This window comes from Guyparkeria sp., from assembly GCF_046540515.1.
Taxonomy (GTDB): Bacteria; Pseudomonadota; Gammaproteobacteria; order Halothiobacillales; family Halothiobacillaceae; genus Guyparkeria.
This window is the reverse complement of sequence record NZ_JBKHFB010000008.1, coordinates 29,331-49,884: the sequence shown is the minus strand read 5'-3', so window position 1 is coordinate 49,884 and position 20,554 is coordinate 29,331. Positions and strand designations below refer to the sequence as shown.

The window sequence follows — 20,554 nt, the reverse complement described above, 5'->3', positions numbered from 1 at the left end:
CGGAGCCGGAGCCGGAGCCGGAGCCGGAGCCGGAGCCGGAGCCGGAGCCTGAGCCTGAGCCTGAGCCGGAGCCTGAGCCTGAGCCTGAGCCTGAGCCAACCCCGGACGAGACGGCCGAGGCCACCCAGGAGGCCAGCGAGTCACCCGACGAGTCGACCGACACCGACACGACCGAGGGCGAATCTGACGAGGACGACAGCTGGGCGAGCGAGGAGGTCGACACCGGCTCGGCGGCCGCCGGACGTCACCAGGCGCAGCAGGCCTACATGGCACGCCTGCGTGCGGCGATCGCCCGCAACCGCGAGTACCCGGAACGCGCCCGTGAGCGCGGCATCGAGGGCACGGTGATCGTCTCCTTCGTCCTGCACCGCAGCGGGCGCATCGAGCAGATCCGCGTGGCCCAGAGCAGCGGCGACGAGTCGATCGATCGCGCCGCGGTCGAGGCGGTTGGCCGGGCCTCGCCCTTCGAATCCATCCCCGAGGAGATGGACCGCGAGCGCTGGGCGATGCAGGTGCCGATCGGCTTCAAGCTGCAATGAACTCGTCACCCAGCTGAAACAGCGCCTGCCTGGTCATGACACGCCCATTGAATCTGGAACATTGAACCTGGAACTTGCCGGAGATATTTCGATGCCCAACGCACGTCACCCGATGCCCGTTGATCCGGATCGCCGCCGCCTCTTGCAGCGAGGCCTGACGGCCTGTGGCGTGCTTGCGGTCGGACCGCTGTTGTGGGGGAACGCGGCGGGTTCGCCCCGGCCGACGCAGCCGGTCGCCGCACCGATGCGTCGGAGCAATATCCCCAATCTGGCGGATACGCTGCACGAGATCGCCGTGGAGAACGACCCGACCACCCGCATGCGCGTGCCGCGCGGATTTTCCGTACGTGAAGTGGCCCGCACCGGCCGGCCGGCGAGGTGCGGCGGCGACTATCCCTGGCACCCGTACCCCGATGGTGGTGCCGTGTTCCCGACGGATGACGGCGGCTGGATCTACGTGTCCAACAGCGAGGTAGACATCCCGCGCCAGGGCGGGGTAGGAGCGCTCCGTTTCAATGCCGCGGGCGACCTGGTCGACAGCTATCCCATCTGCAAGGGCACCACCAACAATTGCGCCGGTGGTCCCACGCCCTGGGGCACCTGGCTCTCCTGCGAGGAAACCGACGAGGGCCTGGTGTTCGAATGCGACCCGCTCGGCCGCGAGCCAGCGGCAGGGGCCCCGGCGCTGGGCATGTTCAAGCATGAAGCGGCGGCGGTCGACCCGATCGGTCGGCGTATCTACCTCACCGAGGACGTCGAGGATGGCGGCTTCTACCGTTTCACCCCGGATCACTATCCGCGCGGCGGGCGCGCCGACCTGCGCAGCGGGCTCCTGGAGGTGGCGGTGGTGACGGGTGACGACCCTCTGCAGACGCGTCCCGTCACCTGGGAGCCGGTACCGGTGCCGGTACCGAGCCTGGTCGGCACGGACGGGCCGCCCGAGGAAACGCCGACCCGCTACCAGGTGGCCGGCAGCGAAGCGTTCAACGGCGGCGAGGGCTGCTGGTACCACGATGGCGTCGTCTACTTCACCACCAAGGGCGACAACCGGGTGTGGGCCGTGGATACGGTCGCCGACACCATCGATGTGGTCTACGACAAGGCCAGCGAGGCCGCCTTCAACCCCGGCATCGACGACGTGGACAACCTCACCATCTCCGCTGGAGGGGATCTCGTGGTGGCCGAAGACGGCGCGGAAATGCGACTGGTGGTGGTCGGACCGGATGTCCAGCCCTTCGAACTGGTCAATGTGCTCGGTCAACGGGGCTCGGAGATCACCGGTCCGGCCTTCTCGCCAGACGGCAGCCGTCTCTATTTCAGTTCGCAGAAGGGGGTGGCCGGCGAAGGCTCCGACGGGCGCACCTACGAGATGCGTGGCCCCTTCTTTATCGATGCCTGACACGGTGGATTGATCACGAGAGCGCATGCGTTTTCCGGCGCCATGCGGTGACCCGGCCCTTCGCGTCATGGCAAAGGCATTGCTCGGGTAACCGACGGGCCCCGACCGTCCCCGCACTGCCCAGGCAAGGCAGGCGCCGACCGGGTTCAAGCGGCAACGAACCTGTCGGCCTAAACACGGAGAAGAAACTGATGAACGCGATCACGCGCGCACTGAAGACGGCCGCGGTCGTCCTGACGTTGGGCATGCCGGTGATGGCCCCGGCCGCCGACCGGCTGCCCGGCTGCCCCGACAGCCTGCGCATGGCCGATACCGGCATCGAGGGCATGGGCAGCCTGTCGTCCGCCTTCGGTCCGTTCGCCAGGGAATTCGAGAGACTCACCGGAATCGAGCTGGAACTGTTCTCGCTGGCCAACCGCACCGCGGCGGGCAACGCGCTGATCTACGACGACGTCGACCTGGTGTTTGCCGGGCCGTCGGAATACCTCCTGTTCAAGCGCGAGACGGCGGTCGATATCCTGTTCACCGTCGAGCGACCGCATTACGGCACCAGCTTCTTCGTGCCCGCCGACAGCCCGATCCGATCGCTCGACGATCTGCGCGGCAAGCGTGTCGCGATCAAGGACGTCGGCTCGGCCAGCGGCCACCTGTTGCCCATGCTGATGCTGCGCGAGGCGGGACTCGACCCGGAGCGCGACCTGCAGGTGATCATGGCCGGCGACACCCGCGCCGCGGCACTGGTCAACGGTGATGTCGCGGCAATGGGTGGCGGCAACCGCGACGACCGGCTGCTGCGTCAGCTCGATCCCGAGGGCGAATATCGCGTCATCGCGGAAAGCCCGATCCTGCCGGGCGACCCGGTGCTGATCCGCGGCAGCCTGCCGGAGAGCTGCCGCACGGCGCTGGCCGAGCGGCTGGAGGCCAACGCCGACACCCTCTGGGAGGCACTGGTCGCCACCGAGCGCAACCACGAGAAGTTCGTCGACCGGGATTCGTCCCTGCGTTTCGACCGCACGGCCGGGGATTACTCGCTGGTCGAGGAGGCCTACCGGGCGGCGGGGATCGACCTGTGAGCGCGAGCCCGATTCTCGAGGCGCGAGGCATCCAGAAGCGATTCGCCCGCCACCCGGTGCTTCAGGGTGTGGACCTGTCGGTCGAGAGCGGGGCGGTGACGATCCTGCTGGGGGCCAACGGCAGCGGCAAGTCGACGCTCATCCGTTGCCTGACGGGGCTCGAGCGCATCGATGCCGGCGAGGTGTGGCTGGATGGTGGTCGGATCGACCGGTTGCGCGGGGCGGCCCGGCGTCGAGCGAGACGACGGATCGCGCTGGTGTTCCAGCATTTCAACCTGATCGACAATGTCTCGGTGTTCCAGAACGTGCTCAACGGGGCCATGGGCCGGGCGCCGCTGGGGATGCTGGGCGTGCTCTCGCCGCTGGCATCGACCGAGCTGCGCGATAAGGCGATGGATTGCCTGGCGCGGGTCGGGCTGGCGGATCGGGCCGCTCACCCGGCCCGCACGCTGTCGGGCGGGCAGCAGCAGCGCGTGGCGATCGCCCGGGCGCTGATGCAGCAGGCCGATGTGCTGATCGCCGACGAGCCGGTCGCCAGTCTCGATCCCCAGGCCGGAAGGGGCGTGATGGATCTGCTGGTCGCGGTGGCGAGGGAAGAGGGCATGACCGTGCTCGCCTCCCTGCATCAGCTGGCGCTGGCGGAGGAATACGGCGACCGGATCGTGGGACTCAAGGCCGGGCAGGTGGACTTCGACACGGGCGCCGAGCCGGTGGCACGCGATCGCATGGAGGCGCTGTATGTCGAAGGCGTCGATGCACCGGCGGGGGAGGAGGCCGCATGAGCGAACCGGCGATGGCACCGCCGCGCTGGACCGCGCCTCGCTGGACGGTGTGGGCGGCCTGGGTGGCGTTTCTCGCCCTGTTCATCCAGGGCGTCGTGGCGATCGAGCTGACGCCCGAGCGGCTGCTGCGCGGCATCGGCAACCTGGGCGATTTCCTCGCCCGGGCCTTCCCGCCCGATACCGGCGGGCTGGATGCGATTGCCTGGGCGATGCTCGAGACCCTCAATATCGCCATCGTCGGCGTGAGCGTCGGGGTGGTCCTGAGCCTGCCGTTCGCCCTGCTGGCGGCGCGGAACACCTCGCCCCATCCGCTACTGCGGTCGGCGGTGCGCCTGATGATCGCGACCATGCGGACCATTCCCGACCTGATCTGGGCGCTGATCTTCGTCGTCGCCGTGGGTCTCGGCCCGCTGGCCGGGGTGCTCGCGATCGTGCTCGACACCATCGGATTCGCCGCCCGGTTCTTCGCCGAGCGCATCGAGGAGGTGCGCCCCGGACCGAGCGAGGCGCTGGCATCGACCGGCGCCGGGCGGCTGTCGGTGATCGGCGGGGCGATCCTTCCGGAGACCTTCGCCTCGATGACCGCCACCAGCCTCTACAGCGTCGAGAAGGCGATCCGCTCGGCGGTGACCCTGGGGCTGGTCGGCGCCGGCGGCATCGGGGTGGAACTGGCCGCCTCCATGCGCCTGTTCCAGTACGATCGGGCCGCGATGATCATCCTGGTGATCCTGGTCGTTGTCATCGTCTTCGAGCGGCTGTCGGCGTCCATACGCCAGCGGGTGCTTTGAGGTGCTTGATCGCCCCGGGAGGTTCGGCTAAGATTCGCGCTCGCTTTCGAGGCGCCGAGGTCGAATCGTCGTTCCAGGCCGCGAGAGCAAACACTAGGTCCCCATCGTCTAGAGGCCTAGGACACCGCCCTTTCACGGCGGTAACAGGGGTTCGAATCCCCTTGGGGACGCCACACAACGAGAAAGCCCGCGCGGGTCTGCCGCGCGGGCTTTCTCGTTTTCGGGAAATCCTTTCCGGGTCTGGATCAGCGCCCGCCGTCGACCCCGGGGTTGCCGCCACCCACGCCGGCGCCCGCGCCGCTGGTCGTCGGGAAGCCGACCAGCTTGCCGTAGGCGCCTTGTTCCATCACGCCGAGCATTTCGTCCTCGCCCGGGGTGTCCACGCTCTGTTCCAGGTTCTCGTCGTGGTACTGCATCGGCAGGTCGTCTTCCGGGTGGCGCTGGGATTGGCGTGACCGGCATGGTCGGCACCAGCGGCGAGGAAGGTACCAAGCAGGGTGTAGAGGAGGGTGTGTCGCCTAGGGAAACCTCGTTGCTCTTGATCTCGTGTGCAGTCCGCGTCCAGGGATCTGGCCAGGCAGACTGGTTAGTCCGGCCCATAGGCGTTTGAATGATCTAATAAATAAAGATTATCGGCACGCCGGAATCGGATCGGCAGCCGAGCGGATGGACTGCTTTACTCCGGGCTAGCGTCAGGGGCCAACACCACGGAACGTCCATCACGGGATATCCACCACGGGGAGCAGTGCCATGGGCAAATCAGCAGGGGGCAAGGCAGACAGGGGCCAGGCGCCGGGGTTTGTCATCCAGTGGCATGACGCCACCCAACGACATTTCGACATGCGTCTCGAGGTCGATGGGGTACTCAAGTCCTGGGCAGTGCCCAAGGGGCCGTCCACTGACCCGTCCGAAAAGCGCCTGGCGATCGAGGTCGAGGACCACGATCTCGATTACGCCGACTTCGAAGGGGTGATTCCCGAAGGGGAATACGGTGCCGGCACGGTGATGCTCTGGGACCGGGGCGGGTACCGCAACCTTGACTCGGAGCACTCGGTGGCCGAAGGGCTCAAGCGCGGGTTGATCGAGGTTTGGCTCGATGGCGAGAAGATCCGTGGCGGTTACGCCTTCAAGCGCATCGAGGGCGGTGACAAGCCTCAGTGGTTGTTGATCAAGATGCGCGACGAGGCAGCCGATGCGCGTCGCGATCCGGTATCCACCGAGACGCACTCGGTCAAGAGCGACCGGACGCTGGAGGAGATCCGACAGCAGGAGTCGCCGTCATGACCGCCTCGGGCGAGGTCTCGCGCCCCGACAAGATCCTGTATCCCGAGTCGGGATGGACCAAGGCGGATGTCGTGGGCTACTACCGGCGGGTAGCCGAGTACATGTTGCCGCATCTGGTCGGCCGACCGCTGACCTTGCACCGCTTTCCCGACGGAATCGATCACCAGGGCTTCTTTCAGCAAGCACGGGCCGAGCATTTCGGCGATCGGGTCGGTAGCCTGCGGATCTCTCACGGCAAGCCCACCGGATCGGTCGAGCACATCCTCTGCGACGATGCCGACTGCCTGGCCTTTCTCGCCGACCAGGGGACGCTCACGTTTCACCGCTGGGCCGCCCGGGGCGATGCCGTCGAGCGGCCCGACCTGATGATCTTCGATCTCGATCCGCCCGGCGACGACATGGGCTTGCTCAAGCGCTCGGCCCGGCGGGTGGCCGCCCTGATGCGCGATTGCGGGCTCTCGCCCTTCGTGATGACCACCGGCTCGACCGGCCTGCACGTGGTGGCGCCCCTGGTGCCGCGCGCAGACTTCGACTCGGTACGAGACGTTGCCGGGGTGATGGCCGATCGGCTGGCCGCCGAGTTCCCCGACGAGCTCACCACCGAGCAGCGTATCGAGGCGCGCGAGGGGCGTCTGTATCTCGACGTCATGCGCAACGCCTTCGGCCAGACAGCCGTGGCACCGTATTCCTTGCGCGCCCGAGCCGGCGCGCCGGTTGCCACGCCGCTGGACTGGGCCGAGCTCGACAAGGGTGGGCTGTGTCCGGACGGCTACACGCTTGCCAACCTGTTTCGCCGGCTGGGGCAGAAGGGCGACCCCTGGGCGCGAATGGCCGGTCAGGCCGTCGACGTGGCGGTGGCCCGGCGGGCGCTGGACGCGCTGGACTGACCTCGGAAGGCCGGCTGCGATCAATCGTTGATCCGATGGGCATCGGGAGGAGGGACCTGACGGCACTCGCGGGTCTCGCCGTGAAGGGTCAACCGCCCCTCGGAGCCCTTGCCCCGAAAGCCGATCTCGCCGTCCTCGTCGCTGTAATGCGAGCCGGAGTCGCTTTCCTCGCGCTGCATCAGGACGGTTCGCCCGTCGACCGTCAGGCGGATCTGCCCGCGGCGGACGACGTCGAAGACCACGTCCTTGCCCTGGCAGTCGAAATGATAGGTGCGGGTAATGGGTTCGAGCATCATCGCGAGGGTGCGCCCCTTGGCATCGCGCAGCAGCAGGCGCTCGCCGTCGTGATCCCACTCGCGGGTCCGCTCGAGCGCCCGTAGGAAGGCCCGTTCCTGCTCCATCCTGGCATCGGAGCAGCTCTTGCGAGTCAGGCCGATCTCGCCGTAACCGTCGGCGTCGAGCTCGCGGCGATACCGGTTGCAGCCAGCCACGCCACTGAGATTGCCCTCGCTGTCGACCACGAGGTCGGTGATGGTAGGGTCGATGCCATCGAGACCGGCGACGTTTGCCAGCCGCCAGTGCGTGTCGTTCGGCGGGGCGGACGCGGCCCCGGCTCCCGGGGCCATCAGGCCGGCTGCCAGCGCGAGGGGCAGGGCGCGAAGCGTGGTGGGCGAGAAAAGGCTTCCCATGAAACGTGACTCCTTGTCAGGGTGGATGGTGTGGTGTAGCGGGGTCTACCCTTGCCGCGACTTGATGAAATCGTCCAGGGCGACAGCGGTTTCCCGGGGTAGCTGGCGTTGCAGGTCGGGATGCAGGCCCCGTCCGGACTCGCCGGTGATCGGCTGGGTCCAGGTCGGCTGGGTCATCGAGCGCGGCCGGCCGTGGTAGTCCACCTGGAAGGCGTCGGGGCTGCCCTCGGCCCGCAGGATCAGGGATGGTGGTTCGTCGTGGATCTCTATCACCGTGCCGCGCTGGTCGCCGATCTGGATTTCGCGACCGATCAGGGGCTCGAGCAGGGTGAGAATCGCGTTCATGGCATCCGCCTGTCGGGCGAGCGTGCTCGCCGGAATGTAAGCTTGGGAAGGTCTGCACGAATCCGATGCCACTCTGGCCTGGCCAGTCGTTCGTGATCAAGGCGTGCAGGGCGGTATCGGGTTCGTGCAGACCTTCACTTGAAGAAAACCCGATGGGAATTGGACTTCGGATTCCTGCCGAGTTTCCTGATCCAGGAGTCTGTCCGCCCGTCCCCGGCCCCGGCCCGGGGTGAACCAGGGCGACTTGAGCGATCCGGGAGATCCCGGGAGCGCAAGGTGCCGGGGACAGTCCCGAATCAACTTGACGATGGTAGCAGGAGCCACCCCCGATGCGTTTCGATCTCTTGGCCAACGATACCCTGTATCGCGGCTTTTTCTCCCTGCAGCGTTACCGGCTGCGTTACGAGCACTTCGATGGCAGCTGGTCGGAGCCGATCGAGCGCGAGATCTTCGAGCGCGGGCATGCCGTGGCGGTGTTGCCCTACGACCCGGAACGCGGCGAGGTGGTGCTGATCGAGCAGTTCCGACCCGGCGCGCTGGATGCGCCCACCGGACCGTGGCTGGCCGAGATCGTCGCCGGGATGATCGAGCCGGGCGAGTCGGCCGAGGACGTCGCCCGCCGCGAGTCCGACGAGGAGGCGGGGCTGGCCGTCGACGAGCTCTACCCGCTGACCCGCTACTGGGTCAGCCCCGGCGGAACCACCGAGAGCATCTACCTGTTCCTGGCCCGCGTTGATACCGGCCAGATCGATCGCGACGGCGACGGGCTGGTCGACGGGCGGTTCGGCCTCGACCACGAGCACGAGGACATTCGGGTGCGCGTGGTGCCGATCGAGCAGGCGCTCGCCGACGTCGAGGCCGGGCGGATCGTGGCCGCCGCGCCGGTCATTGCCTTGCTCTGGCTGGACCGCTTGCGGCTGGCGGGAAGGCTCTGAGGTGTGATCCGGCCGAAGGAAGGCGCCGGATTTGATAGAATCCCGCGTCTTCGATTCATTGCGATCGGCCGGTCGGGCCGGCTCGAAACACGCGGAGCCCGAACCGTGCGACCAAGCGCGCTCCCCGAATTCATGACTACAAGCCGTTGAGGACCACCCATGCTTGAAGCCTACCGCGAACACAAGGCCGAACGTGCCGAGCAGGACATTCCGCCGCTGGCGTTGAATGCCGAGCAGACCGCCGAGCTGATCGACCTGATCAAGAACCCGCCGGCGGACGTCGACGGCGACGAGCTCAAGTACCTGCTCTCCCAGCGCGTGCCGCCGGGGGTGGACAAGGCCGCCTACGTCAAGGCCGCCTTCCTCGCCGACGTGGCCAAGGGCACGGCCGAATCGCCGCTGATCGACCGGCACGAGGCGGTCGAGCTGCTGGGCACCATGATGGGCGGCTACAACGTCGACCCGCTGATCGAGCTGCTCGATGACGCGACGGTTGGCGACGACGCGGTCAAGGCGCTCTCGAAGCTCGTGATGGTCTACGACGCCTTCCGCGACGTCGAGGACAAGTACCGCGAGGGCAGCGCGAACGCCGGTCGGGTGCTCGAGTCCTGGGCGAACGCCGAGTGGTTCAAGGCCAGGCCGGCGCTGGAGGAGGAGATCCAGGTGGTCGTCCTCAAGGTGCCGGGCGAGACCAACACCGACGACCTCTCCCCGGCCCAGGAGGCCTGGAGCCGCCCGGACATCCCGTTGCATGCCTGTTCGATGCTGCAATCGAAGATGCCCGAGGCGCTGGACACCATCAAGGAGCTCAAGGAGACCGGCCACAAGATCGCCTACGTGGGCGACGTGGTCGGCACCGGTTCCTCGCGCAAGTCGGCGATCAACTCGGTCCAGTGGCACATCGGCCGCGACATCCCGCACGTGCCCAACAAGCGCACCGGCGGGGTGGTGCTCGGCGGCAAGATCGCGCCGATCTTCTTCAACACCGCCGAGGATTCCGGCGCCTTCCCGATCGAGTGCGACGTCGACCAGATGGAGACGGGTGATGTGCTCACCATCCGCCCGTTCAAGGGAGAGATCCTCAAGAACGGCGAGGTGATCACCACCTTCGACATGCGCCCGAGCACGCTGCCCGACGAGGTGCGCGCCGGTGGGCGCATCCCGCTGATCGTCGGCCGCGGCCTGACCGGCAAGGCGCGCGAAGCGCTCAAGATGGAACCGTCCGACGAGTTCCTGCGCGCCGAGCAGCCGGAGGACACCGGCCGCGGCTTCACGCTCGCGCAGAAGATGGTCGGCCGGGCCTGTGGCGTCGAGGGTGTGCGTCCCGGCACCTACTGCGAGCCGCGCATGGCCACCGTGGGCAGCCAGGACACCACCGGCGCGATGACCCGCGACGAGCTCAAGGAGCTGGCCTGCCTGGGCTTCTCCGCGGATCTCGTCATGCAGTCGTTCTGCCACACCGCGGCCTACCCGCGTCCGGTGGACATCGCGCTGCAGCACGAGCTGCCGGAGTTCATCTCCACCCGCGGCGGCGTCTCGCTGCGCGCCGGTGACGGGGTGATCCACTCCTGGCTCAACCGCATGATCCTGCCGGACACCGTCGGTACCGGCGGTGACTCGCACACCCGCTTCCCGCTGGGGATCTCCTTCCCGGCCGGCTCCGGCCTGGTGGCCTTCGCCGCCGCGCTGGGCGTGATGCCGCTGGACATGCCGGAGTCGGTGCTGGTGCGCTTCAAGGGCAAGATGCAGCCGGGCATCACCCTGCGCGACCTGGTCAACGCCATTCCCTACCAGGCGATCCAGAACGGCCAGCTGACCGTCGAGAAGAAGGGCAAGAAGAACGTCTTCAACGGCCGCGTGCTCGAGATCGAGGGGCTGCCGGACCTCAAGGTCGAGCAGGCGTTCGAGTTCGCCGATGCCTCGGCCGAGCGCTCGGCCAACGGCTGCACCGTGCGTCTCGGCCCCGAGCCGATCAAGGAATTCCTCAAGAGCAACATCACCCTGCTCGAGTGGATGATCAGCCAGGGCTACGAGGACAAGCGCACCCTGGGCCGCCGCATCGAGGCGATGCAGGAATGGCTCGACAACCCCGAACTGCTCGAGCCGGACGCCGATGCCGAGTACGCCGAGGTCATCGAGATCGATCTGGCCGAGATCAAGGAACCGCTGCTGGCCTGCCCGAACGATCCGGACGACATCAAGCCGCTGTCCGAGGTGGCCGGCGACGAGGTCCAGGAAGTGTTCATCGGCTCGTGCATGACCAACATCGGCCACTACCGCGCGGCCGGCAAGGTACTCGAATCCCACGGTGGCTCGGTGCCGACCCGCCTGTGGATCGCGCCGCCGACCCGCATGGACCAGCACCAGCTGACCGAGGAGGGCTACTACAACGTCTTCGGCCGGGCCGGCGCCCGGGTCGAGATGCCCGGCTGCTCGCTGTGCATGGGCAACCAGGCGCGCGTGGCCGACGGCGCGACCGTCATGTCGACCTCGACCCGCAACTTCCCCAACCGCATGGGCAAGGACGCGCGCGTCTACCTCGGCTCGGCCGAGCTCTCGGCGGTCACCGCGATCCTCGGCAAGCTGCCGTCGGTCGAGGAGTACCAGCAACACGTGGCCCACCTGGCCACGATGTCCGCGGACATCTACCGCTATCTCAACTTCAACGAGATCGAGGAGTACCAGGAAGAGGCCACCAGGGGACTGCAGATGCTCAAGGACATCCCGGTAGTCACCGCCTGACGGTGGGTGAGATGCGAGCGGTCCCGCCCCCGGACCCGGTCCGACGGGTCGAGCGGGGCCGTGATTTCGTATCGCCGATACGCGCCGGGCGTTCCGTGCTCCTCGTGAAGAGGGGTTGGGGAGCGATCCGGCGCCGCCGTTTCGTGATGCCCACCCCGACCCGTCATGCCATGGAACGGCGGATTCCGTTGAGGATCCATCCGCCCAACGCCCCAGCAACGACAGGTTTCCCGTGAACGCCAGCCGACTCGATTTCGATCCGATAATCGCCGACATCCTGCCACCCGACCGCGAGGTGCTGGTTTGCCCGCCGGAGACACCCGTGTTCGAGGCGGCCGGCCGCATGCGTGTCGCCGGGGTGAGTTCGATCGTGGTGACGGACGACAGTGGACCGGTCGGCATCTGGACCGAGCACGATGCCCTGGCACTCGACCTGTCGTCACCAGCGGTGTTCGATCAGCGAGTGGACACGGTGATGAGTGCGCCGGTGCGCTCGATTCCCTCGACGGCAACACTTACCGATGCGGCGCACCTGTTTCGCGAGCGCCATATCCGCCATCTGCTGGTCTGCGAGGGGGACGAGGCCCAGAAGAACGGCAAGGGAGGCGATCGCCGCCTGCGCGGCATCATTTCGCTGACCGACGTGGTGCTCAACCAGGGCATCGAGCACTACCTGCATTTCCGGACGGTGGGCACGCTCGTCGGCCACGAGAGCATCGAGGTGCAGGAGTCGGACACGCTCTCGATGGTGTCGCGGCGCATGCGCGAGGCGCGGGTGGACGCGGTGCTCGTCGTGCTCGACGACGGCGGGCGCGGCATCCTGACCGAGCGTGACCTGATCGGGTTGATCGCGGAACGCCACGGAGATACCGCCGTGGGTGGGGTATGCACTCGCGCCCTGTTCACGGTGCCCGCGGATGCAAGCCTCTTCCATGTGCGCAACATGATGAACGAGCGCGGCGTGCGGCACATCGGGGTCGAGCGCGACGGTCAGGTCGAGGGACTGGTCAGCTTCGCCGACCTGCTGTCGGGTATCGAGCTGGCCTACGTCGACGAACTGCGCACGGCGCTGGAAGCGCGCGACTCGGCGCTGGCGAGTTCCCAGCGCAACCTGCAGCTGGCCGAGAAGGTGATCCAGACCTCGCTCGAGGGGATCATGATCACCGATGCCTCCGGCCGCATCATGCGGGTCAACCCGGCTTTCACCGACCTGACCGGCTATCTGCCCGACGAGGTGATCGGCAAGTCGCCGGCCGTGCTGCAATCCGGCCGTCACGACAAGGCCTTCTACGACCGGATGTGGGCGACCCTGTCGCGCGAGGGGCAGTGGCGCGGAGAGATCTGGAACCGGCGCAAGAACGGCGAGATCTACCCGGAGCTGCTCACCATCAAGGCGATCACCGACGAGGACGGCGAGGTCACGCATTACGCCGCGCTGTTCTCCGACATCACCGAGCTCAAGGAGAACGAGCGCCAGATCCGGCACCTGGCCTACTACGACGCCCTGACCGGACTACCCAACCGGCGCCTGTTCCACGACCGGCTCGATCTGGCCATCGCGCACGCTCACCGCAGCGGCGGGCGCCTGGCGGTGCTGTTCATCGACCTCGACCACTTCAAGAAGATCAACGATACCCTCGGCCACGCCGTCGGCGATCAACTGCTCGAGGTGGTGGCGGGCAAGCTGACCGATTGCCTGCGCGAGGACGATTCGGTGGCCCGCACGGGTGGCGACGAGTTCCTCGCGCTGTTGCCGGATATCGAGGATTTTCAGCCGGTGGCGGACATCGCCCGGCGGATCATCGATTCACTCAGTCGGCCCGTGGTGCTCGAGGGACGCGAACTGGTGATCGGCTGCTCGGTCGGCGTGGCGCTCTATCCCGACGACGGCATGGACAGCGAGAGCCTGCTCAAGCACGCCGATATCGCGATGTACCGGGCCAAGCAGAGCGGGCGCAACACCTACAGCCTGTTCACGCCCGCCATGAACGAGGCTGCCCGGCGCCGGCTCGATCTGGAGACCGGCCTGCGTCAGGCCATCGAGCAAGAGCAGTTCCGGCTGCACTACCAGCCGGTGGTCGACGAGTCGGGCCAGCTGGTGGGTGCAGAGGCCTTGCTGCGCTGGCATCACCCCGAATGGGGCGCGGTCGGCCCGGGCGAGTTCATCCCGCTGGCCGAGGAGACCGGCCTGATCCTGCCGATCGGCGATCAGGTGGTGCGCGAGGCCGCGCGGCAGGCGGCGCGCTGGGACGGTCGGGTCAAGATCTCGGTCAACCTGTCGGCACGTCAGTTTGCCGACCCGGAACTCGCGCGTTCGCTGGTCGCCGCCTGCGAGGCCGTGGGCGTGCCCGGCACGACGTTGACGCTGGAGATCACCGAGACGGCCCTGATGCAGGACGTCGACGCGCATGTGGCGACCATGATGGGACTCCGCACGGCGGGCTTTCGTTTCTCCATCGACGACTTCGGTACGGGGTATTCCTCGCTCGCCTACCTGCGGCGCTTCCCGCTGGATTGCCTGAAGATCGATCGCGGCTTTACCGCCGACATGATGATCAGTGCCGATGCCCGCGCGATCGTCTCGGCGACAATCGCCCTTGCGCACAACCTGCGCCTGCGGGTGATCGCCGAGGGAGTCGAGACCGCCGAGCAGGCCCGTCTCCTGGCCGAACTGGGGGCGGATCTGCAACAGGGCTACCATCACGGGCGCCCGACCTCGGCCGAGGAATTCGCCCGGCTCTGGGGGCTGGAAAAGGCCGATCGAGCGCGTTGAAAAACCGTCAACGGCGGGCTATGTTGCTTTCTTGAGATGCAATCGTCCGGGCTCGCTTCCCGTCACGTGCATCCAGGCAGGCATGACTCATGTAGTCAGGGAGGTGCTCGATGAGCAGACGAATGACCATGGAGGTGGAGCCGGCGGACGATCACGTGATCGCGCCGGATTCCCGGTTTGCGCAGTTGCTGCAGCGGGCGGATGTCCGGCTCGACGGTGACCGCCCCTGGGACATCCGGGTCCGCGACCCGCGTGCCGTCGACCGCATCCTGGGCTGGGGCAATCTCGGCCTGGGCGAGTCCTTCATGGCCGGCTGGGTGGAGATCGATCGGGTCGACGAGTTCGTCGACCGCGTGCTGCGTGCCGATCTGGTACGCGAGGTAGGGCGCTCCCCGCGCCTGTGGCTGCCGGCGCTCAAGGCGCGCCTGCTCAATTGCCAGACGCGTTCGCGTTGCTGGGAGGTGGGTGAGCGACACTATGATCTCGGCAACGACTTCTATCGCGACATGCTCGATCCCCGCATGACCTACACCTGCGGGTTCTGGGGCGACGGCGCGGAGACACTCGCCGACGCCCAGGAGCACAAGCTCGACATCATCTGCCGCAAGCTCGACCTGAAACCCGGCCAGCGAGTGCTCGACATCGGCTGCGGCTGGGGCAGTTTCATGATCTTTGCTGCCGAGCACTACGGCGTGGAGTGCGTGGGGCTGACGGTCTCGAAGGAGCAGACCGCGCTGGGTCGCGAGCTGGCCGGCGACCTGCCGGTCGAATTCCGCCTGATGGACTATCGCGACATCGACGAGCCCTTCGATCACGTCGTGTCGGTGGGCATGTTCGAACACGTCGGTCGGCACAACTACGACGAATACATGCAAGTCGCCCGTCGCTGCCTCAAGCCCGACGGGCTTTTTCTGCTGCACACGATCGGCACCAACCGCGAGGGGTCACCCCCCGACCCGTGGGTGAGCAAGTACATTTTCCCCAACGGCGAGTTGCCCGCCATGCAGCAGGTCCTCGACGTCTGCGAGGGAAGGTTCGTGGTCGAGGACATCCACAACTTCGGCGCCGACTACGACCGTACTCTGATGGCCTGGTACGAGAATTTCGAGCGGGCCTGGCCGAAGTGGCGCGAGAAGTACGGCGAGACGTTCGGCCGGATGTGGAAATACTATCTGCAGTCCTGTGCCGGGGGCTTTCGTGCTCGCCAGATCCAGCTGTGGCAGTTCGTGCTCTCGCCCACTGGCGCCCGTGGCGGCTATCGTCGCCCGGTCTGACCGCGCGCCGGTTCAGCCGTTGCGCGCGCCGATCACCACCATCGCGATCAGCAACACCAGCACCAGGGCGATCAGAATCGCCAGGTCGCGCCAATAGCGCCAGTCCTCGCGCGGGTGGCGCGAGAACGACCAGCCCGCCCGGCGCGGTGGCAGCGGCGTTGCGCGGGCGGTGGCTGGCCGCGCTGCGTTGCTGCGCCTGCGTCGATCGCGCAACGCGAGCAACAGCACGGCCACGGCCACCAGGACGATCAGCAACAGGTCCATGCGTGCGTCCTATTGACCGTGGATGTTCTCGGGGCCGCCCAGGTCCTCGAGGCGCACGCGGTAGGCCTCCTCTAGCGAGGTGATGCCCGCCCGCGCCATTTCCAGGGCGTGTCGGGTTAGCGTGCGCATGCCCTTGTCCACGGCCAGCTGGCGCAGTTCCTCGGTGGTGATGCCGCGGGCGATGCGATTGGCCATGTCCCGGTCGACCACGATCAACTCGTAGGCCATGGTGCGGCCGACGTAGCCGGTCTGGTCGCAGTGATCGCAGCCGGTCGAGTGCCAGAAGCTCTCGTCCCGGTCCACGCCCATGGTCTCGCAGACCAGCGGTTCGGGCCGGTGCTTCGTCTTGCAGTGCGAGCACAGGATGCGCACCAGTCGCTGGGCGAGCACGCCCATGACCGTCGAGCTGACGAGATAGGGCGGCACGCCCATGTCGACCAGACGGGTGACCGCGCTGGGGGCGTCGTTGGTGTGCAGCGTGGAGAACACGAGGTGTCCGGTCAGGGCGGCCTTCACGCCACTCTCGGCGGTCTCCAGGTCCCGCATCTCGCCGATCATGATCACGTCCGGGTCGTGGCGCAGTATGTTGCGCAGCGCCCGGCCGAAGGTGTAGCCGATGCCGGCGTGGACCTGCACCTGGTCGATGCCGTCCATGTCGTACTCGACCGGGTCCTCGACGGTGATGATGTGCGGGTCGCCGGCCTTCACTTCCTGGAGCAGCGAGTAGAGCGTGGTGGTCTTGCCCGAACCGGTCGGTCCGGTCACCAGGATCATCCCCTGGGCGCGGGCGAGCAGGTTGCGGATGGTGCGTTCGTCGTCCTTGGAGAAGCCCAGCGCGTCGAGGGGCTTCAACCCCATGTTCTTGTTCAGGATGCGGATGACCACGCTCTCGCCGTTGAACGTGGGCATCACCGAAATGCGCAGGTCCACTTCCTGCTTGCCCATGTGCACGCGGGCGTGTCCGTCCTGTGGCAGCCGGTGTTCGGCGATGTTCATGCGGCCGAGTATCTTGATGCGCGCGACCACGGCGGCGAGCTGGGCCTTCTCGATCGAGCGGACCGTCTGCAGGGCGCCGTCGAGGCGGAAGCGCACCAGCACGTTCTCGCGGCGCGGCAGGAAGTGGATGTCCGAGGCACCGCGGCTGATCGCCTGCATCAGCAGGGTGTTGACCATCTTGACCACCGGTCCGCTGGTGGCCTCGCTCTCGATTTCCGGTTCGCGCTCCCGGGCGGCGGCTTCCTCACTTTCGTGGCGCAGGAACGCCTCGCGATCCTCGCCGATCGATTCCACGCGGTAGGCACGGTTGATCCCGCTGGCGATCTGGTGGGCCGAGGCGAGTACCGGCTCGATGCCGAGCCCCGTATAGAAGCGCAGGATCGAGAGCAGTTCCTGGTCGGTCGGTCGCGCCGAGGCGACCACCAATACCGAGTTGCGACGGGCCAGCGGCAGCACGTTCAGGCGCAGCGCCATCTCGTAGGGGATCAGCGCGGCGACTTCCGGCGGTGGCATGAATCCGCCGAGGTTGACTTGCGGGATGCCCAGTTGCGAGCAGAGTGCCTGCTCGAGTTGCTCGGCGGAGATGATCTTGCGCTCGACCAGCCAGTCACCCAGGTGGGTGGACGGCTGGTGGCGCAGCGATTCCAGCGCGCTTTCCAGTGCCTCACGGCTCAGTGCCCCGCGTTGCACCAGGACTTCGCCCAGACGCTGTACTCGTGCGTTGCGCGCCGAATGCAGTGCCTGGTTGATGTCCGTCTCGCTGCCAATGCGTATCACCGGCATACCGTAAGCCGCTTCCGTCATCGTGTTTCCTCTTCACCTGATAGGCGAATCATCGCATATCGTCGGGCCTGTCCGCAGGCCCCGATTCTCGTCGTGATAGGCTGCCACGCCTCCTGTCTACCAGCACCGGACCGGTCCGTCCATGAGCGAAAACCAGCCATTCTGGCGCGAGAAGCGCCTTGCCGAGATGACCGCTAGCGAATGGGAATCCCTCTGTGACGGCTGTGCCAAGTGCTGTCTCGAGAAGGTGGAAGACGAGAGCGGCGACGTCTTCTACACGGACGTGGCCTGCCACCTGCTGGACGCCGGCACCTGCCAATGCACGGATTACCTCAACCGCCAGACCCGCGTGCCCGGCTGCGTCTGGCTGCGCCCCGAGGACGTCGCGGAATTCGATTGGCTGCCGCCTACCTGCGCCTACCGCCGTGTCGCCGAGGGGCGTGACCTGCCGCCGTGGCACCCATTGGTCACCGGTGACCCGGCCAGCACCGTGAAAAGCGGCTACTCGGTCGCCGGTCGTGCGGTGATCGCCGAGACGGCCGACCGGGACGCGATCGACTGGGAGGCGCATGTCGTGGAGTGGCCGCTCGAGGAAAGCGATTAGTCGAGTCGGGCCATCCGCAGCCGCAGGGCGTTGGCGATCACGCTGACCGAGGAGAACGACATCGCCGCCGCGGCGATGATCGGCGAGAGCAGCACGCCGAAGACCGGGTAGAGCAGACCCGCGGCGATCGGGATTCCCGCCGTGTTGTAGGCGAAGGCGAAGAACAGGTTCTGGCGGATGTTGCGCATGGTGGCCCTCGACAGGCGATGGGCCTGCACCAGCCCGTCGAGATCGCCGCGCAACAACGTGATTCCGGCGCTCTCGATCGCCACGTCCGTGCCGCTGCCCATGGCGATGCCGACATCGGCGGCGGCCAGTGCCGGGGCATCGTTGACCCCGTCGCCGGCCATGGCGACTACCCGTCCGTCGGCGCGCATCTGCTCGATCACCTCGCTCTTGCCCTCCGGCAGGACATTGGCGCGCACCTGGTCGATCCCGATCTGGCGGGCGACGGCCTGGGCGGTAGCCTTCGAGTCACCGGTGAGCATTACCACCTCGAGCCCGGCCTGCTGCAGGCTGTGAACGGCATCGGCGCTCGACTCGCGAATCGGATCGGCGATCGCCAGCAGGCCGGCGGTCTGGCCGTCGATGGCGACGAAGATCACCGTGGCCCCGTCCTCGCGCCACGATTCCGCCGTGTCCCCCCATGCTCCGACATCCACGCCGCGGTCGTCCAGCAGCCGCTGATTGCCTACCAGCACCGTCCGATCGTCGATCCGGCCGGTCACGCCCTTGCCGTTCTCGGCATCGAAATCCTCGGCGTCGGGCAGGTCCAGCTGCCGTTCGCGCGCCTCGGCCACGATCGCCTCGGCCAGCGGGTGCTCGCTGCCCTGTTCGAGCCCGGCCACCAGGCGCAGCAACTCGTCTTCATCGGTCTCGTCGCCCGCCCGGATGCGGGTCAGGCGGGGCCGTCCCTCGGTGAGCGTGCCGGTCTTGTCGATTACCACCGTGTCGACCTGCTCGAGCCGTTGCAGGGATTCGGCGTCACGGATCAACACGCCGGCGCGTGCACCGCGGCCGACACCCACCATGATCGACATCGGCGTGGCCAGGCCCAACGCACAGGGACAGGCGATGATCAGCACGCTCACCGCCGCGATCAGGGCGTAGGCCATGGGCGGTTCGGGGCCGACGACCGACCAGATGACGAAGGCCACCGCGGCCGCGGCGATGACGCTGGGCACGAACCAGGCGGCCACGCGATCGGCCAGCCCCTGGATCGGCGCGCGGCTGCGCTGGGCCTTGGCCACCATCTGCACGATCTGCGCGAGCATGGTGTCGCGCCCGACCTTGTCGGCGCGCATCACGAAGCTGCCCCGGCCATTGATGCTGCCGCCGATGACGGTGTCGCCCGGCTTTCTTGCGACTGCCATCGGCTCGCCGGTGATCATCGACTCGTCGATATTGGAACGCCCCTCCAGGATCTCGCCGTCGAGCGGGACGCGGTCGCCGGGGCGTACGCGCAACCGGTCGCCGATCTCGACCTCGTCGAGCGAGACCTCCTCCTCGCCCTGCTCGCCGATCCGCCGGGCGGTGGTCGGCGCCAGGTCGAGCAGGGCGCGGATGGCCCCCGAGGTCTTTTCCCGGGCGCGCAGTTCCAGCACCTGGCCGAGCAGGACCAGCACCGTGATCATCGCCGCGGCCTCGAAATAGACGGCCACCGAGCCGTCGGACTGGCGGAAGGCATCGGGGAAGAGGCCGGGGGCGACGGTGGCGATCAGGCTGTAGGCCCAGGCCACCCCGGTGCCCAGCGCGATCAGGGTGAACATGTTGAGCTGGCGGTCGACCACCGATCGCCAGCCCCGGACGAAGAACGGCTTGCCGGCCCACAGGACCACGGGGGTGGCCAGCAGCAGCTGGATCCAGTGATTCGCCTGGGGGGCGATCCAGCGATCGATGCCGAACAAATGCCCGCCCATGGCGATCAGGAACAACGGCAGGGTCAGTGCCGCGCCGATCCAGAACCGCCGGGTCATCTCGGCCAGCTCCGGGTTGGGGCCGTCATCACGACCGATCGTTTCCGGCTCCAGTGCCATGCCGCAGATCGGGCAGCTGCCCGGGCCCTGCTGGCGGATCTCGGGGTGCATCGGGCAGGTATGGATGGCCGCCGGGTCGGCGTCCTCCGCCGCGGCCTCCCCGGACAGGTACCGTTCGGGGTCCTCGTCGAAGCGCTCGCGGCATCCGGATGAGCAGAAGTGGTAGGTCTCGCCGTCGTATTCGCTGCGATGCTCGCTCGTCGCCGGGTCGACCTGCATGCCGCAGACCGGATCGGTGATGGGTTCGCTACGTTGGTCTGTCGACTCGCTCATCGGGGTCTACCTCGACTGGATGTGAGACGGCTGTCTCGTTCCAGACTAGACGCAAACCGCCCTGGGTGACCACGCGGCGAGGCGGCAC

General features: G+C 67.4%; 18 protein-coding genes and 1 tRNA gene. 13 read left to right on the top strand and 6 right to left on the bottom strand.

Annotation, left to right across the window (positions count from 1 at the left end; translation table 11 throughout):
* From ACLFRM_RS01975 to ACLFRM_RS01950, 6 genes are all read left to right on the top strand, one after another.
* Positions 1 to 539 (top strand): energy transducer TonB (locus ACLFRM_RS01975; RefSeq protein ID WP_410753974.1); only part of this gene is annotated, 539 nt, incomplete at its 5' end.
* A 244-nt stretch (positions 540 to 783) separates the two neighbouring features.
* The gene (locus ACLFRM_RS01970) at positions 784 to 1,938 is read left to right on the top strand and encodes an alkaline phosphatase PhoX (RefSeq protein ID WP_410753973.1); all 1,155 of its coding nucleotides are present in this window, start codon (positions 784 to 786) and stop codon (positions 1,936 to 1,938) included.
* Positions 1,939 to 2,129: 191 nt separating this feature from the next.
* Complete coding sequence (locus ACLFRM_RS01965; protein ID WP_410753972.1) at positions 2,130 to 3,011, top strand: PhnD/SsuA/transferrin family substrate-binding protein; 882 nt, start codon at positions 2,130 to 2,132, stop codon at positions 3,009 to 3,011.
* The gene (locus ACLFRM_RS01960; protein ID WP_410753971.1) at positions 3,008 to 3,793 is read left to right on the top strand and encodes a phosphonate ABC transporter ATP-binding protein; all 786 of its coding nucleotides are present in this window, start codon (positions 3,008 to 3,010) and stop codon (positions 3,791 to 3,793) included. Before ACLFRM_RS01965 ends, ACLFRM_RS01960 begins: the two co-directional genes overlap by 4 nt.
* On the top strand, positions 3,790 to 4,581 hold the full coding sequence (phnE, locus tag ACLFRM_RS01955) for a phosphonate ABC transporter, permease protein PhnE (RefSeq protein ID WP_410753970.1): 792 nt from the start codon (positions 3,790 to 3,792) through the stop codon (positions 4,579 to 4,581). The genes ACLFRM_RS01960 and phnE overlap by 4 nt, the downstream gene beginning before the upstream one ends.
* Positions 4,582 to 4,678: 97 nt before the next feature.
* Positions 4,679 to 4,754, top strand: a tRNA-Glu gene (locus ACLFRM_RS01950).
* A 72-nt stretch (positions 4,755 to 4,826) separates the two neighbouring features.
* On the opposite strand, the gene ACLFRM_RS01945 is transcribed toward ACLFRM_RS01950, so the two are convergent.
* The gene (locus tag ACLFRM_RS01945; protein ID WP_410753969.1) at positions 4,827 to 4,997 is read right to left on the bottom strand and encodes a hypothetical protein; all 171 of its coding nucleotides are present in this window, start codon (positions 4,995 to 4,997) and stop codon (positions 4,827 to 4,829) included.
* 334 nt (positions 4,998 to 5,331) lie between these two features.
* Between ACLFRM_RS01945 and ACLFRM_RS01940 the strand changes: the two genes are divergently transcribed.
* Positions 5,332 to 5,865: a DNA polymerase ligase N-terminal domain-containing protein gene (locus ACLFRM_RS01940; RefSeq protein WP_410753967.1), complete on the top strand. Its 534-nt coding sequence runs from the start codon at positions 5,332 to 5,334 to the stop codon at positions 5,863 to 5,865.
* Positions 5,862 to 6,752 (top strand): non-homologous end-joining DNA ligase, encoded by an 891-nt coding sequence (gene ligD, locus ACLFRM_RS01935; protein ID WP_410753966.1) that lies wholly within the window; start codon positions 5,862 to 5,864, stop codon positions 6,750 to 6,752. Before ACLFRM_RS01940 ends, ligD begins: the two co-directional genes overlap by 4 nt.
* A gap of 20 nt (positions 6,753 to 6,772) precedes the next feature.
* Here the strand turns inward: ligD and ACLFRM_RS01930 are convergent, their stop codons facing one another.
* Together ACLFRM_RS01930 and ACLFRM_RS01925 are read right to left on the bottom strand one after the other, a co-directional pair.
* Positions 6,773 to 7,441: an META domain-containing protein gene (locus ACLFRM_RS01930; protein ID WP_410753965.1), complete on the bottom strand. Its 669-nt coding sequence runs from the start codon at positions 7,439 to 7,441 to the stop codon at positions 6,773 to 6,775.
* 45 nt (positions 7,442 to 7,486) lie between these two features.
* The gene (locus ACLFRM_RS01925; RefSeq protein ID WP_410753964.1) at positions 7,487 to 7,786 is read right to left on the bottom strand and encodes a hypothetical protein; all 300 of its coding nucleotides are present in this window, start codon (positions 7,784 to 7,786) and stop codon (positions 7,487 to 7,489) included.
* 329 nt (positions 7,787 to 8,115) lie between these two features.
* Between ACLFRM_RS01925 and ACLFRM_RS01920 the strand changes: the two genes are divergently transcribed.
* From ACLFRM_RS01920 to cfa, 4 genes are all read left to right on the top strand, one after another.
* A complete protein-coding gene (locus ACLFRM_RS01920) occupies positions 8,116 to 8,721 on the top strand; it encodes an NUDIX domain-containing protein (protein ID WP_410753963.1) in 606 nt (201 codons plus the stop codon).
* 159 nt (positions 8,722 to 8,880) lie between these two features.
* Complete coding sequence (acnB, locus tag ACLFRM_RS01915; RefSeq protein ID WP_410753961.1) at positions 8,881 to 11,463, top strand: bifunctional aconitate hydratase 2/2-methylisocitrate dehydratase; 2,583 nt, start codon at positions 8,881 to 8,883, stop codon at positions 11,461 to 11,463.
* A gap of 232 nt (positions 11,464 to 11,695) precedes the next feature.
* Entirely contained in the window at positions 11,696 to 14,236 is a 2,541-nt protein-coding gene (locus tag ACLFRM_RS01910) for an EAL domain-containing protein (protein ID WP_410753959.1), read from the top strand.
* A 110-nt stretch (positions 14,237 to 14,346) separates the two neighbouring features.
* Positions 14,347 to 15,510 carry a cyclopropane fatty acyl phospholipid synthase gene (cfa, locus tag ACLFRM_RS01905; protein WP_410753957.1) on the top strand — a complete coding sequence of 388 codons (1,164 nt, stop codon included), beginning with the start codon at positions 14,347 to 14,349 and terminating at the stop codon, positions 15,508 to 15,510.
* 12 nt (positions 15,511 to 15,522) lie between these two features.
* Here cfa and ACLFRM_RS01900 read toward each other — a convergent pair whose 3' ends face one another.
* On the bottom strand, positions 15,523 to 15,774 hold the full coding sequence (locus ACLFRM_RS01900) for a hypothetical protein (protein ID WP_410753954.1): 252 nt from the start codon (positions 15,772 to 15,774) through the stop codon (positions 15,523 to 15,525).
* A gap of 9 nt (positions 15,775 to 15,783) precedes the next feature.
* Positions 15,784 to 17,574 (bottom strand): GspE/PulE family protein, encoded by a 1,791-nt coding sequence (locus tag ACLFRM_RS01895; protein WP_410753952.1) that lies wholly within the window; start codon positions 17,572 to 17,574, stop codon positions 15,784 to 15,786.
* Positions 17,575 to 17,695: 121 nt separating this feature from the next.
* Between ACLFRM_RS01895 and ACLFRM_RS01890 the strand changes: the two genes are divergently transcribed.
* The gene (locus tag ACLFRM_RS01890) at positions 17,696 to 18,157 is read left to right on the top strand and encodes a YcgN family cysteine cluster protein (RefSeq protein ID WP_410753951.1); all 462 of its coding nucleotides are present in this window, start codon (positions 17,696 to 17,698) and stop codon (positions 18,155 to 18,157) included.
* Here the strand turns inward: ACLFRM_RS01890 and ACLFRM_RS01885 are convergent.
* Positions 18,154 to 20,466, bottom strand: a complete 2,313-nt coding sequence (locus tag ACLFRM_RS01885; RefSeq protein ID WP_410753949.1) for a heavy metal translocating P-type ATPase — start codon at positions 20,464 to 20,466, stop codon at positions 18,154 to 18,156. The two genes, ACLFRM_RS01890 and ACLFRM_RS01885, sit on opposite strands and share 4 nt — an antisense overlap.
* Positions 20,467 to 20,554 lie beyond the last annotated feature (88 nt).